Annotated in this window: 11 protein-coding genes; 6 read left to right on the forward strand and 5 right to left on the reverse strand. The window is 58.7% G+C overall.

Annotated features, from left to right (window positions below; all coding sequences use genetic code 11):
* Nucleotides 1-9 precede the first annotated feature (9 nt).
* A complete protein-coding gene (rppH, locus tag FKM52_RS12890; protein ID WP_141176582.1) occupies nt 10-537 on the reverse strand; it encodes an RNA pyrophosphohydrolase in 528 nt (175 codons plus the stop codon).
* Nucleotides 538-978: 441 nt separating this feature from the next.
* Between rppH and FKM52_RS12895 the strand changes: the two genes are divergently transcribed.
* From FKM52_RS12895 to FKM52_RS12915, 5 genes are all read left to right on the forward strand, one after another.
* Nucleotides 979-1,242: a hypothetical protein gene (locus FKM52_RS12895; protein WP_141176583.1), complete on the forward strand. Its 264-nt coding sequence runs from the start codon at nt 979-981 to the stop codon at nt 1,240-1,242.
* Nucleotides 1,224-1,907, forward strand: a complete 684-nt coding sequence (gene mutH / locus FKM52_RS12900; RefSeq protein WP_141176584.1) for a DNA mismatch repair endonuclease MutH — start codon at nt 1,224-1,226, stop codon at nt 1,905-1,907. Before FKM52_RS12895 ends, mutH begins: the two co-directional genes overlap by 19 nt.
* A 69-nt stretch (nt 1,908-1,976) precedes the next feature.
* A complete protein-coding gene (locus FKM52_RS12905) occupies nt 1,977-2,687 on the forward strand; it encodes a TerC family protein (RefSeq protein ID WP_141176746.1) in 711 nt (236 codons plus the stop codon).
* Nucleotides 2,688-2,823: 136 nt separating this feature from the next.
* Complete coding sequence (locus FKM52_RS12910; protein WP_141176585.1) at nt 2,824-3,039, forward strand: YgdI/YgdR family lipoprotein; 216 nt, start codon at nt 2,824-2,826, stop codon at nt 3,037-3,039.
* 159 nt (nt 3,040-3,198) lie between these two features.
* A complete protein-coding gene (locus tag FKM52_RS12915) occupies nt 3,199-4,239 on the forward strand; it encodes an NADP(H)-dependent aldo-keto reductase (RefSeq protein WP_141176586.1) in 1,041 nt (346 codons plus the stop codon).
* Between the two features lie 77 nt (nt 4,240-4,316).
* Here the strand turns inward: FKM52_RS12915 and lplT are convergent, their stop codons facing one another.
* From lplT to FKM52_RS12935, 4 genes are all read right to left on the reverse strand, one after another.
* Nucleotides 4,317-5,516, reverse strand: a complete 1,200-nt coding sequence (gene lplT, locus FKM52_RS12920; RefSeq protein WP_141176587.1) for a lysophospholipid transporter LplT — start codon at nt 5,514-5,516, stop codon at nt 4,317-4,319.
* Nucleotides 5,513-7,654 (reverse strand): bifunctional acyl-ACP--phospholipid O-acyltransferase/long-chain-fatty-acid--ACP ligase, encoded by a 2,142-nt coding sequence (gene aas / locus FKM52_RS12925; RefSeq protein ID WP_141176588.1) that lies wholly within the window; start codon nt 7,652-7,654, stop codon nt 5,513-5,515. Before aas ends, lplT begins: the two co-directional genes overlap by 4 nt.
* Before the next feature lie 363 nt (nt 7,655-8,017).
* Nucleotides 8,018-9,736 carry a penicillin-binding transpeptidase domain-containing protein gene (locus tag FKM52_RS12930; RefSeq protein WP_141176589.1) on the reverse strand — a complete coding sequence of 573 codons (1,719 nt, stop codon included), beginning with the start codon at nt 9,734-9,736 and terminating at the stop codon, nt 8,018-8,020.
* A gap of 179 nt (nt 9,737-9,915) precedes the next feature.
* Nucleotides 9,916-12,195, reverse strand: coding sequence for a molybdopterin guanine dinucleotide-containing S/N-oxide reductase (locus tag FKM52_RS12935; protein ID WP_141176590.1), 2,280 nt, complete (start codon nt 12,193-12,195; stop codon nt 9,916-9,918).
* 182 nt (nt 12,196-12,377) lie between these two features.
* Here FKM52_RS12935 and galR point away from each other — a divergent pair, with 182 nt between their 5' ends.
* Complete coding sequence (gene galR, locus FKM52_RS12940) at nt 12,378-13,379, forward strand: HTH-type transcriptional regulator GalR (protein WP_141176591.1); 1,002 nt, start codon at nt 12,378-12,380, stop codon at nt 13,377-13,379.
* The last annotated feature ends 135 nt before the right edge of the window (nt 13,380-13,514 follow it).

Raw genomic sequence — 13,514 nt, forward strand, 5'->3', positions numbered from 1 at the left:
CAGCGTGGCTTAACCTCTCTTTCGTCGATAAGCAGGCGTATTGCGCTGCGTTGCACTCTCCTGCAAGGGCATCACGACGCTGGCGAACTCCTTCATCACGCGGCGGTAAACGTCGCGCTTGAAAGAAACCACCTGGCGAACCGGATACCAAAAGCTGACCCAGCGCCAGCCATCGAATTCCGGCGTACTGCTGGTTTGCATATTGATATCGGCATCACTGCTCATCAACTGCAGAAGAAACCACTTCTGTTTCTGGCCGATACACACCGGCTTCGTGTCCCAACGCACCAAACGTTTTGGTAACTTATAGCGTAACCAGTTACGGGTAGAGGCAAGCAGGCGAACATCTTTACGGTGCAGCCCCACTTCTTCAAACAGCTCGCGGTACATCGCCTGCTCCGCGGTTTCGCCAGGGTTGATGCCTCCCTGTGGAAACTGCCAGGAGTGCTGTCCAAAGCGCCGGGCCCACAATACCTGTCCCTGCCTGTTACAAATTACGATACCAACATTTGGGCGGTAGCCATCATCGTCGATCACGGGACTACCTCAAACTGAAATTCAGATTGTCTGATTGTTTCATACTCCTTACAGGCGGTAAACCACTGCTTGTGGCTGTGCATAACGCATAACATTGGGATAACTCACAGATTTCATCATAGTTATAAACAGGAACTGGATAAAACGGCCGATTTTATTCACTTTTTCTGTGGATAGCTTTGTGCAGAACATGGTAAACCAGCGGGAAAAAGCGTTAAAACATCTGTGACCGGGTTCAAAGTTTAATAGCATAATTACTTGTTTATAAAGGTTATAGCCCATGATAACGGCTCTGTATCGCGCCGTAAGTCGATCGTCTTCAGGCAAAAGATCCTTTGCTGGCGAAAGATCAAGCAGCGGCGTTTTTATCCACAGATTATGCCATAAAGTTACGCACAAAATGCGCCGGCCCAGTAAAAAACGGCGCCGTCAAGGCTGTAAATGAAACCAGTAGTGGTAAAAAAGATGAGTTATCCCATATTTCTGTGGATAACTACCGGTAAGATCCTGTTCATTGCCGGTGACAATGTGGGTAAAAGGGTGAAGCAGGCCAGCGCGCGCCGGGGCGCGCCTGATAAAAAACCAAGGCTAATCATGCTATTATTTCCGCGCGTTTTCCGCTGCGCCGCTGCGGCGAATACCTCCGGCGGACGTGGTTATTTTTTGAGCAATTTAAAGGTAGCTGAATGGAGCCTCGATTTTTAGTCGCGCCGCCGCCGGATGAAGCGACCCTGCTGACGCGGGCGCAGTCGCTGGCGGGATATACGCTGGGCGAACTGGCGCAGCAGGCCGGCATCGTCACGCCCACCGATTTACGACGTGATAAGGGCTGGGTGGGCATGCTGCTGGAGATGCATCTCGGCGCCAGCGCCGGCAGCAAGCCGGAGCGTGATTTTGCCCATCTTGGCGTGGAGTTAAAAACCATTCCGGTCGACGCTCAGGGACGTCCGCTGGAAACCACCTTTGTCTGCGTCGCGCCGCTAACCGGCAACAGCGGCGTAACCTGGCAGAACAGCCACGTGCGCCATAAATTAGCCAGGGTGCTGTGGATGCCGGTAGAGGGAGATCGCGCGCTGCCGCTGGCGTCGCGTCGCGTCGGCGCCCCGCTGCTCTGGAGCCCGTCGCCGGAAGAAGAGGATCTGCTGCGGCGCGACTGGGAAGAGCTGATGGATATGATCGTGCTGGGACAGGTGGAACGCATTACCGCCCGCCACGGCGAAGTGCTGCAAATCCGGCCAAAGGCGGCCAACAGCAAAGCGCTGACCGAAGGCATCGGTGAGCGCGGCGAGCCGATCATGACGCTGCCGCGCGGCTTTTATCTGAAGAAGAGCTTTACCGCGCCGCTGCTGGCGCGTCATTTTTTGCTTTAACATTTTCCCAGGCGAAAGACGGTGCGTATAATCACCGTTTACTTTTCGTTTAGGATGCAACGTTACACCATGCTCGACTGGATTGCAGATCCCAACGCCTGGCTGGCTCTTGGCACCCTTACCATTCTGGAAGTTGTGCTGGGCATCGATAATATTATTTTTCTTTCGCTGGTGGTGGCTAAACTGCCGAAGCAGCAGCAAAGCAGCGCGCGTCGTCTCGGCCTGATGGGCGCAATGCTGATGCGTCTTGCCCTGCTGGCCTCTATCGCCTGGATAGTTAAGCTGACTCAACCGCTATTCACCCTGCTCGATCATCCGTTTTCCGCCCGCGATCTAATTCTGCTGAGCGGCGGGCTGTTCCTGCTGTGGAAATCGAGCCTTGAGATCCACGAAAGCATTGAGGGCAATGAAGAGGAGCATAAAACCAACGTGCACTCTTTCTTCGGCGCCATTGTGCAGATCATGGTGCTGGATATTATTTTCAGCCTCGATTCGGTCATTACCGCCGTGGGCCTCTCCGATCACCTGATTATTATGATGGCGGCGGTGGTGATCGCCGTGGGCGTAATGATGTTTGCGGCGAAGACCATCGGCGAATTTGTTGACCGCCACCCTTCGGTAAAAATGCTGGCGCTCTCTTTCCTGATCCTGGTGGGCTTTACGCTGATCCTGGAGAGCTTCGATATTCATGTGCCAAAAGGCTACATCTATTTCGCCATGTTCTTCTCTATGGCGGTAGAGTGCCTCAATCTGATGCGCGGCAAGAAATCCGCGCAGTAACCCTCCCTGACTATCCGGCGCCGGCCGGATAGTTATTTAATCTTTTACTTTTCGGAATTGTGCGATTAATAGCAGGCTGCCAATGTTTTATTACTACACTGTTTAGTTGGGTTAAACAGGCGGGAGAAAACTGGCAATGAAATGGATAACGGGCGCGGCTATCGCGACCATGGTGGTGTTGTTAAGCGGTTGCAGCAGCAATTATGTGATGGCGACCAAAGATGGTCATATGATCATGACCGACGGCAAACCGCAAATCGATAAAGAAACCGGACTGGTTAAATATACCGACCAGGCCGGCAATGAATTGCAGATTAACGGCGATGAGATCTCTTCGATCATTGAGCGTTAACTCTCCGTAAGCGCCCAACGCGGCGCTTATCGTCCTTATCGCATCATTCCGCGCTTTCCCCGCTCTTCGGCGCCCGCTATAGTCGCAACAGCGCGCCGCGCTTTTTTGTGCCGACGGCGCCGCCAAGATTCTTTCATAACGATAAAAGGAAGCCGGCAAATGCACTATCACCGTATCCCCCATAGTACGCTGGAAGTCAGCCAGCTGGGTCTGGGAACCATGACGTTTGGTGAACAAAATAGCGAAGCCGACGCCCATGCACAGCTGGATCTGGCCGTTGATTGCGGTATCAATTTTATCGATACCGCGGAGGTGTATCCTGTGCCGCCGCAGCCGCAAACGCAGGGATTAACCGAGCGCTATATCGGCAGCTGGTTAAAAGCGCGCGGCAGCCGCGATAAAATCATACTGGCGACTAAAATCGCCGGGCCGTCGCGCGGCGGCGATTCCAGTATTCGTCCCGCGCAGGCGTTGGATCGCAAAAATATCCGCAGCGCCGTGGAAGAGAGCCTGAAGCGCCTGAACACCGACTATATCGATCTCTATCAGATTCACTGGCCGCAGCGCCAGACCAACTGCTTCGGCAAACTGGGCTATCAGTATAGCGACGCCAGCGTGCCGGTCACGCTGCTGGAGACGCTGGAGGCGCTGACGGAGCAGGTGCGCGCCGGCAAGATCCGCTATATCGGCGTTTCGAATGAAACTCCATGGGGCGTAATGCGCTATCTGCAGCTGGCGGAAAAACATGAGCTGCCGCGCATCGTCTCAATTCAGAATCCCTACAGCTTGCTGAACCGCAGCTTTGAGGTAGGGCTGGCGGAAATCAGCCAGCACGAGGGCGTCGAGCTGCTGGCCTATTCCAGTCTCGCTTTCGGCACGCTGAGCGGTAAATATCTCAACGGCGCGCGCCCCGCCAACGCCCGCAATACGCTGTTCAGCCGCTTTACCCGCTACAGCGGCGAGCAGGCGCAGCAGGCGATCGCTGAGTATGTCGATCTGGCGCGGCAGCACGGACTCGATCCGGCGCAGATGGCGCTGGCCTTTGTACGCCAGCAGCCTTTCGTCGCCAGCACCCTGCTGGGCGCGACCACGCTTGAGCAGCTGCAGAGCAATATCGACAGCTATCAGCTGACGCTAAGCGGCGAGCTGCTGGAAAAGCTGGAAGCGATTCATCGCCGCTATACTTATCCGGCGCCTTAAAACAGAACCGCCGCCAGAAGCTGGCGGCGGCAGGCATAGCGCGCGGGCATAACACCCGCGCTGAGTTATCCCTGTTCTTAGCGGCGTTTTTGCATCAGCTGCCAGCCCCAGAGAGCGGCAATCGCCAGCGCAAACAGCACGCCGAAGCCCACGCCCGTCGCTACCGGCGGCGCGCCCAGCTTAATCGCCAGCGAATAGAGACCCAGCATCAGCAGCATGGCGCTGTTTTCGCCCAGATTCTGCACGGCGATCGCGTTACCGGCGCCCACCGTCTGCTTGCCGCGCTCCTGCAACAGCGCATTGAGCGGCACCACAAAGAAACCGCCCAGCACGCCAATCGCCACCAGCAGTATATAAGCATTCAACTGCGCATGTTGCAGGGCAAAGATCGCCACCACGATGCCGATCAGCACCCCGGCAGGCATACAGCGCCCAACGGTTTTCAGCGTCACCAGCTTAGCCGCCGCCGCCGCGCCAATCACAATCCCAACCGCCACCATCGCATTCAGCAGCGTCGGCGTTTTATTGTCGGTTATGCCCAGCGCCACCGGCACCCACAGCACCAGCAGGAAGCGCAGCGTTACGCCGGCGCCCCAGAACAGGCTGGTGCCAACCAGTGAAAAGCGGGTTTCGCCGTTGCGCCACAGCAGCAGCGCGGCATGGAAAAAGCTGCGCACCATCGCCCGCGGGCGCCAGCTCTGCCCCGGACGCGCCGCCGTCAGTTTCGGAATAGAAATATTGGCGATCACCGCCAGCGCATAGGTGACAACGCAGGCGCCGAGCGCCGCCAGCAGGCTCCAGTCGGCCAGTACGCCGCCCGCTACCGAGCCGAGCAGAATAGCGGCGATAGTGGACGCCTCCATCAGGCCGTTAGCCTTCACCAGCTGCTCGCCATCGGCGATCTCGCCGAGAATGCCATACTTCGCCGGCGAATAGGCGGCGGCGCCAATCCCCACCAGCGCATAGCCAACAAAGGGATCGAGCCCGACGCAGATGGCCAGGGCGCCCAGCAGCTTCAGACCGTTGGCCAGCATCATAACGCGCCCTTTGGCGAAACTATCGGCCATCTGCCCGACAAAAGGCGCCAGCAGGATATAGGTGGCGACGAAAACCATCTGCAATACCGGCTGACTCCAGTCGGGATAGAGCTGATTTTTCAGCACCGCCAGCGTGGCGAACAGCAGCGCGTTGTCGCCAAAGGCGGAGAAGAACTGGGCGACGATAACCGCTACCATACCGCGCGACATCAGAGGTGAACCGTTACCGGAACTATTCATTCATCCACCATTTTTTTCAGCGTGACGAAATCGGGCTTGCCGCTGCCCAGCAGCGGCAGCTGTTTCAGGAAACGGATATCGCGCGGCACCGCCAGCTCCGCCGCGCCCAGATCGCGCGCCGCCTGCTGTAAATGTTCACGCTGCAGCTCGCTATCGGTAGTAAACAGCACCAGCGCTTCGCCGCGGTTGCCGTCCGGCCTGATTACGGCGGCGTGCTGTTTCTCCGGCGACGCCTTCAGCGCGATCTGCTCTACCACCTCCAGCGAAACCATCTCCCCGGCGATTTTAGCGAAGCGCTTCGCCCGCCCCTGGATCTGGCAGAAGCCGCCGTCATCGAAGCTGACGATATCGCCGGTATCATACCAGCCTGGCTCCAGCACGCCCTCGCCGTTATCCGCCGCCGGCGGCTCCAGCTCGCCGGGACGCTCCACGCGCAGATAGCCTTTCATAATATTGGGCCCGCGCAGCTGCAGGCGGCCGCCCTGCTCAATACCAGGCACCGACATCAGACGCGAATCCATTCCCGGCAGCAGCCGCCCAACGGTATGCGGCCTCGCTGCCATCGGCACGTTGATCGCCACTACCGGCGCGCATTCGGTTACGCCGTACCCTTCCAGCACGCGGATGCCGAAGCGATCCTGATAGATTTGCCGTACCCCTTCCTGCAATTTTTCCGCTCCGGCTACCACGTAGCGCAGGCGAGCGAAATCGTAGGGGTTGGCGAAGCGGGCGTAGTTGCCAAGGAAGGTGGAGGTGCCGAACAGCACGGTACAGTTGCGGTCATACACCAGCTCCGGCACGATGCGGTAATGCAGCGGGCTGGGGTAAAGAAAGACCTGCGCGCCGGTGATTAACGGCGTGAACAGCCCCACCGTCAGGCCGAAGGCGTGAAACAGCGGCAGCGAAGCCATAAAGCGATCGCGCGGCGTGAAATCCGCTACCGTGCGGATCTGCTCAACGTTCGCCAGCAGGCTTTTATGAGAGTGCACCACCCCTTTGGGGTTGCCTTCGGAGCCGGAGGTAAACAGCACCATCGCCGCATCCTCCGCCTGCTGCGGCAGCATCGCTCGACGCGGCGCCAACAGATGCGCCAGAATCCACAGCTTATCCCGCGCATCCAGGCTATCTTTCAGATCTTCCAGATAGATCCACTGCACCTGCGGCATCCCCTGCGGCAGGTGCCAGAGATTGCCTTTATCAAGAAACTGTCGCGAAGTGAATACGGTTTTAATCCGAGCGGCGGTAACCGCGCTGGTCAGGCCGCTGACGCCCGCGGTGTAGTTCAGCATCGCCGGAACGCGCGCGCGCAGGGTTGCGCCGAAAATCGCGGCGGCGGTTACCGTGGTATTGGGCAGCAGCAGGCCGACATATTCGCCGCGCTGCGTATGACGCTCCAGAATACGTCCCACGCCCAGCGTTTTTTTCAGCAGCCCGGTGTAACTGTCGGGCGCAAAGCTGACATCTTCAATACAGGGTTTAAACCAGCCGTAGCGCGTACGGGCGTTAATCAGCGCTTCAAACAACGTTTCGCGCGGGCGCACCGCCATACGCGCTTCCATCATAATATGGTGCAGATGCTCGCCGGCCAGCTCGCGGCGATCGCGGGCGCGCGGCGCGTCGGGCATCGGAATACGCGTCGGCGGCAGCACCGTCAGGGTAATACGCGGGAACAGACGACGTTTAAACACGCCGCCGAGGCGTCCAAACGGGGTAAACTCCGCGCCGTCAATACGCATCGGCACCACCGTCGCCTGCGATTTTGCCGCCACGAATCCGGCCCCGCTATAGATTTTCATCAACGAGCCGGTAATAGTAATGCGCCCTTCCGGGAAAATAACGACCGGACGCCCTTCATTAAGAATGCGCACCAGATATTTAATCGACATCGGCCGGGTAGGATCGAGCGGTACAAAATCCACCAGCGGCTTAATCAGGCGCATAAACCATTTATCGCTGATGTCGGAATAAACGGCGAATACCGGCCTGACCGGCAGGAACAGCGCCAGCAGCATGCCATCGAGAAAGGAAGCGTGGTTAGGCGTAATTAATACTTTTTCTTTATGCAGCCCGGAAAGATCGCCGCGTAGCCGCACGCGCCACAGTAAGCGGAACAGAAAACGAAACAGATTGAAAAGCATGCCAACTCCTTAGCCAGGAAAATTGGCTATAACCATGCAGCAAAGAGAAGTTGAACTCAACGTTAAGCGGCGAAAAATTTATTTATCAGGCCGCCCGTCGCCGCGCAGGGCCTTTTATTGGCTAAGCCGACAATCATTCTGGTTCTTAATAAGTCTGATTTAATAAACCCGATCGGGAGTAAATAGCCGCGGTTTAAGCATAACGGGGCGCCGCCCGGCGCACTGTATATAAATAATCGAGGTGAATAAAAAGCGCCGCCAGGCAATATCGCCGCATAAGGCGGCAGCCTTAACCGCTGGAAAAAATAATTAGCCGCGCGGCGACAGAACGGCATGGCGCGCTTTTAACGCGCCGCCGGCAATTTAATGCGCGCCGTTAACCAGCGCATCGGGCGCAATATTCATATGCTTCAGCACCGGCCCCATAATATTGCCGAAGATGGGCGCCGCCACCGAGCCGCCGAAGTGATCGCCCGCGGTTGGATGGTTGATCATCACCACCAGCGCCACCTGCGGATCGCTGGCCGGCGCGATGCCTGCCGTATAGTTGACGTAGCCGCCATCATATTTGCCGCTGCTGCCCATCTTCTCCGCCGTGCCGGTTTTGGTCGCCAGTCGATAGCCGGGCACCGCCGCGCGAATCCCGGTGCCGCCCGGCAGCACATCGCTTTCCAGCATGTGCACCACCGTCTTAACCGTTTCCGGGTTCGCCACCTGCTTACCCATTACCGGCGGCGTAACCTTAGTAATAGAGAGCGGGCGATAGACGCCGAAGCTGCCCAGGGTGGCGTATTCACGCGCAATCTGTAGCGGCGTAACGCGCAGCCCGTAGCCAAAGGAGAAGGTGGCGCGTTCAATATCCGCCCAGCGCTGGCGGTGCAGCGGAAAATAACCGACGCTTTCGCCGGTCAGCCCCAGGCCGGTAGCTTTGCCCAGACCAAAGGCGTGATAGGCGTTAACCAGCGCCTCCGCCGGCATCGCCAGCGCGATATGGGATACGCCGATATCGCTCGATTTTTGCAGGATGCCGGTAATGGTCAGGCGCGGCCAGTGGCCGACGTCGCGGATCAGGTGGCCATTGACGCGATAAGGCGTAGTATCCAGCACCGAATCAGGACGCACCAGCCCGCGCTCCAGCCCTTCCATTACCACCAGCGGCTTCACCGTCGAGCCTGGCTCAAAGCTGTCGTTAATCGCCACGTTGCGCATCTGCGCGGGCGCGACGTCAGCGTAATTATTCGGGTTGAACGAGGGATAAGAGGCCATCGCGAGGATCTCCCCGGTATCGATTTTTACCAGTACCGCCGCGCCGGAGTCCGCCTTATTCAGCAGCACGCCGTCGCGCAGTTTGCTGTAGAGCGTGTACTGATCGAACTTATCGATGCTGAGCTGCACCGTTGGCGGCTGCTTCGGCGGCTGATAGTCGATCATGGCGATAATGTTGCCTTCACGATCCTGGCGATATTTTTCGATGCCCGGCTGCCCCTGCAGCACCTTGTCGTAGCCTTTTTCCAGTCCGTTCAGGCCGGTGTTGTCAGCGCCGACGATACCGAGCAGCGGCGCCGCCGCCTCGCCCATCGGATAGAAGCGGCTGTCGTTATAGACCGTGCTGATGCCCTTCAGATGCAGCTGGCTGATATCTTTGGCGATGCCCAGCTCGATTTTGCGCCCCAGGTAGAGAAAGCGCCGGTGCGGGTTGGCGCTAATCTGCTGCGCTATCTGTTCCGGACGTTCGTTCAGCGCGTTGGCGAGATATTCCCATTTAGCGCTGGTAAAATCCGGGTTCGACTCCAGCACGCGCTGCGGGTCGGCAACAATATCGCGGGAAGGCACGCTGAGCGCCAGGGTTTCGCCGTTACGATCCAGCAGGGTGCCGCGGTTGGTGGGAATAGTTACCGTACGCAGCGATCGCTGATCCGCCTCACGCTCCAGCATGGGATGATTAATCAGCTGCAGATCGGCGACGCGCGCCAGCAGAACGCCCAGACAGCCCAGTACGCCCAGGCAAATCAGTCGAAAACGAAACGGGTTAAAAGGCGCTTTTATCTGGTCTTTACCAGGAAACTTCTGTATGCGGGGCATCTCCATGACCTTACGTCAGGCAAAAAAAACCTGCGCATCTGCGCAGGTTGGTGTAATCAATAAATCTGTTGATGCTCACCCATCAATACCTCTGGGACTAAGAATGTAGCAAGGGGCATTGCCGCGCCGCCATCAAACATTCGCAACAGTTACCCGCAAAATGTAACCAGCTATGTGATTTATCGGTCATTTTGCAATGATTGCCACGCTCTTACCTCTACCAGACAGGACATGGCGTTCGGCCCCTGGGTTAACGAGGAGGTGCCGATATCCAGCGTCAGGACATTGGGGTTGCCGGCGCGATCCCTCGGCTGCCACGGCTCACCGAAGCCGGGATCGAACCAGGCGCCGGTGGAGGTCACTACCACGCCCGGCGTCAGACCATCGTTAAGCTGCACGCCAGAAAGCATCCTGCCGCGCTGGTTATACACTTCTATTTCATCGCCGTGACGGATGCCGCGCGCGGCGGCGTCATCAGGATGCATCCACAGCGTCTCATGACCGGCGGTTTTGCGGTTTTGTACGTTTTCCGTGGCATCCAGCTGGCTGTGCAGGCGATCGGCGGGCTGGATGCTAATCAGATGCAGCGGAAACTGACGCGCCAGTTCGCTGCCCAGCCACTCCTGCGGCGCACGCCATTCAGGGTGCCCGGCCATGTCCTCCAGCTGATAATCGGCTATGGTCTGGCTGAACAGCTCGATTTTTCCGCTGGCGGTGGCGATCGGATTGGCCTGCGCGTCGGCGCGGAAATCAGCCATGTAAACGTAATCACTATCGCCGGCAGGCACTTCGACATAGCCCCGCTGCCAGAAAGTTTCAAAATCAGGCCATTCCACCCCTTTGCTTTGCTGCGCGGCGGCGCACTGTTGATAAAGGTGGGCGATCCACTGCATCTCGTTGCGGTTTTCGGTAAAGCGATGGCGATAGCCAAGACGTTCCGCCAGGTCGGCGAAAATATCAAAATCGTTGCGCGCCTGATGCTGCGGCGCAATCGCCTGATGCATGGCAAAGACAAAGCGATCGCGCGAAGAGCCGCCAATATCGTTGCGCTCCAGCGTGGTGGTGACCGGCAGCACGATATCCGCCATCTGCGCTGCCGGCGTCCAGACGATATCCTGCACAATCACCGTATCCGGGCGCTGCCAGCCTTCAGCCAGGCGATTAAGCTGCTGATGGTGATGAAAAGGATTGCCGCCCGCCCAGTGCATCAGGTGAATTTCCGGGTAGCGCTGCGTCTCTCCCTGAAAGCGGTATTCCGCTCCGGGGTGCAACAGCATATCGCAGATGCGCGCCACCGGAATCGCCAGCCCGGCTGGGTTGGCGCCGGTCGGCAGCTGCGGCGCGGGAGTATCGATGCGCGGATTGCCGACGCCGTTCATCGAGCCATGCCCAAACGAGAAGCCCGCGCCCGGCAGGCCGGGTTGTCCCAGCATGGCGGAGAGCGCAATCATCATCCAGTAGGGCTGTTCGCCGCGATGGGCGCGCTGTACCGCATAAGAGCAGGTGATAAAGCTGCGTTTGCCGATCAGCTGGCGCGCCAGCTCCGCGATGCGCGCCGCCGGAACGCCAGCGATCGCGCTGGCCCAGGCGGGCGTTTTCGCCACGCCGTCGCTTTCCCCCAGCAGATAAGCGCGCAGCTGCGGATAGCCGACGCAGTGACTGTGCAGAAAATCGCTGTCCGCCGCGCCCAGCCGTTCGATCTCATAGCCCAGCGCCAGCATCAGCGCCACATCAGTATTGGGACGAATGGCGATCCACTCGGCGTGCAGGAAATCGGGACAGTCGTCACGCATTGGGCTGACGTTAATTACCCGCGTCCCTTTCGCCGCCAGCTGCTTTAGCGCCGGCTGAAGCGTATGCTCGCCTGCCCCGCCGGAGGCTACCTGCGCATTTTTCAGCGCCAGGCCGCCGAAGGCCAGCACGACTTCCGCGTGGGCGATCACGCCTGGCCAGTCGGTTACGCGCCCGGTCAGCGGCATATAGCTACCGATCACGTAGGGCAGAAAGAACTGCGCCGCGCCCCAGCTGTAGTTGCCCTGCTGATCCACGCCGCCGCCGCCGCTGAAGTAGAAACGCCGCACCAGGCTGCGGGCGTGATTGACGCGCCCCGCCGATGACCAGCCATAGGAGCCGGTGAAAATGCCGCTGGCGCCGTAGCGATCGCGCACGCGCCGGTTCTCGTCTGCTATCAAATCGAGCGCGGTATCCCAGGGGACGGCGACGAAATCTTCCCGTCCGCGCAGGCTGCCATCGCTGTTCTCCCGCTTTTTCAGCCATGACCGGCGCACCATCGGCTGTCGAATGCGCTTAGCGGAGTAGACCAGCTGGGGAATACTTTGCAGCATCGGCGAAGGGTTACTGTCGGCAAAGAAAGGTTCGCAGTCGATCAGGCGCCCCCGCTCCGTCACGGCGGTAAAGGCGCCCCAGTGGGCAAGGTGCGGTACTTTTTTCAGGGTCATGGCGCAGCTCAGGCAGGTAGTGAAGCACGGACGGCTATGGTAACGTGCCGCGAACAACGATGAAAAGCGCAATATTCAGCGCGCTTTGCGACCGGTATGGCATTCTGTCTGGTTGAAGTCGCAGGGCTTTTCCGCAACACTTTGCCTATATGTAAACGTTTACCCCGGAAGGTGCTCTACTCATGGCTACGATAAAGGATGTCGCCAGACTGGCGGGTGTGTCTGTTGCTACCGTTTCACGCGTTATCAATCACTCTCCGAAAGCCAGTGAGACGTCCCGTCAGGCGGTTTTTAGCGCGATGGAGGCGCTGCAGTATCACCCCAACGCTAACGCACGGGCGCTGGCGCAGCAGTCAACGGAGACGCTTGGCCTGGTTGTGGGCGACGTCTCCGATCCCTTTTTTGGCGCGATGGTAAAGGCGGTGGATGAAATCGCCGGGCAAACCGGCAACTTCCTGCTGATCGGCAACGGTTACCATAATGAAGAAAAAGAGCGGCAGGCGATCGAGCAGCTGATGCGCCATCGCTGCGCGGCGCTGGTGGTGCATGCCAAGAAGATCCCCGACGACGAGCTGGCGAAACTGATGCAGCAGATGCCGGGCATGGTGCTGATTAACCGCTCGCTGCCCGACTGGCAGCAGCGCTGTATCGCGCTGGACGATCGCTACGGCGCCTGGCTGGCGACGCGCCATCTAATTCAGCAGGGTCATAGCCAGATTGCCTGGATTAGCTCCACCCATACCATTTCCGATGCGGAAGAACGCCTGCAGGGCTACTACGACGCGCTGCGTGAACATAATCTGCCGTGCAACGATCGCCTGGTCGCCTTTGGCGAACCGGATGAGGTCGGCGGCGAGCAGGCGATGACCGAGCTGTTAGGGCGCGGCAAGAATTTTACCGCGGTGGCCTGCTACAACGATTCGATGGCGGCGGGCGCGCTGGCGGTGCTGAGCGATAACGGTATCCGCGTGCCGGAAGAGATGTCGCTTATCGGTTTCGATGACGTGCTGGTGTCGCGCTATGTGCGGCCACGCCTGACCACCGTGCGCTATCCGATTGTAACCATGGCGCAGCAGGCGGCGCAGCTGGCGCTGGCGCTGGCGAACAATCAGCCGCTGCCGGAAGTAACCAATACTTTTAGCCCAACGCTGGTGCGCCGGCATTCCGTTAGCGCGCCGGGATAAGCAGCGCCGTTAAGTTGCGCGCCCGCAGCGCGCTGGCGGCAGGAGCGCTGCCGTTATTGCCCATGCGCCGGGCGAACGGCGGCAAGAGGTTATATTACGGTTGGCCGTTCTGGACGTTGAAATTTTGCTTCAAGT

The sequence above is a fragment of the Mixta tenebrionis genome, assembly GCF_006517625.1.
GTDB lineage: Bacteria > Pseudomonadota > Gammaproteobacteria > Enterobacterales > Enterobacteriaceae > Mixta > Mixta tenebrionis.

What these genes read in the sequence shown, in the direction of transcription:
- mutH (WP_141176584.1), top strand. Translation starts at nt 1,224, where the DNA reads ATGGAGCCTCGATTTTTAGTCGCGCCGCCGCCGGATGAAGCGACCCTG.
- FKM52_RS12910 (WP_141176585.1), top strand. Translation starts at nt 2,824, where the DNA reads ATGAAATGGATAACGGGCGCGGCTATCGCGACCATGGTGGTGTTGTTA.
- galR (WP_141176591.1), top strand. Translation starts at nt 12,378, where the DNA reads ATGGCTACGATAAAGGATGTCGCCAGACTGGCGGGTGTGTCTGTTGCT.
- aas (WP_141176588.1), bottom strand. Translation starts at nt 7,654, where the DNA reads ATGCTTTTCAATCTGTTTCGTTTTCTGTTCCGCTTACTGTGGCGCGTG.
- FKM52_RS12930 (WP_141176589.1), bottom strand. Translation starts at nt 9,736, where the DNA reads ATGCCCCGCATACAGAAGTTTCCTGGTAAAGACCAGATAAAAGCGCCT.
- FKM52_RS12935 (WP_141176590.1), bottom strand. Translation starts at nt 12,195, where the DNA reads ATGACCCTGAAAAAAGTACCGCACCTTGCCCACTGGGGCGCCTTTACC.
- FKM52_RS12915 (WP_141176586.1), top strand. Translation starts at nt 3,199, where the DNA reads ATGCACTATCACCGTATCCCCCATAGTACGCTGGAAGTCAGCCAGCTG.
- lplT (WP_141176587.1), bottom strand. Translation starts at nt 5,516, where the DNA reads ATGAATAGTTCCGGTAACGGTTCACCTCTGATGTCGCGCGGTATGGTA.
- FKM52_RS12895 (WP_141176583.1), top strand. Translation starts at nt 979, where the DNA reads ATGAAACCAGTAGTGGTAAAAAAGATGAGTTATCCCATATTTCTGTGG.
- FKM52_RS12905 (WP_141176746.1), top strand. Translation starts at nt 1,977, where the DNA reads ATGCTCGACTGGATTGCAGATCCCAACGCCTGGCTGGCTCTTGGCACC.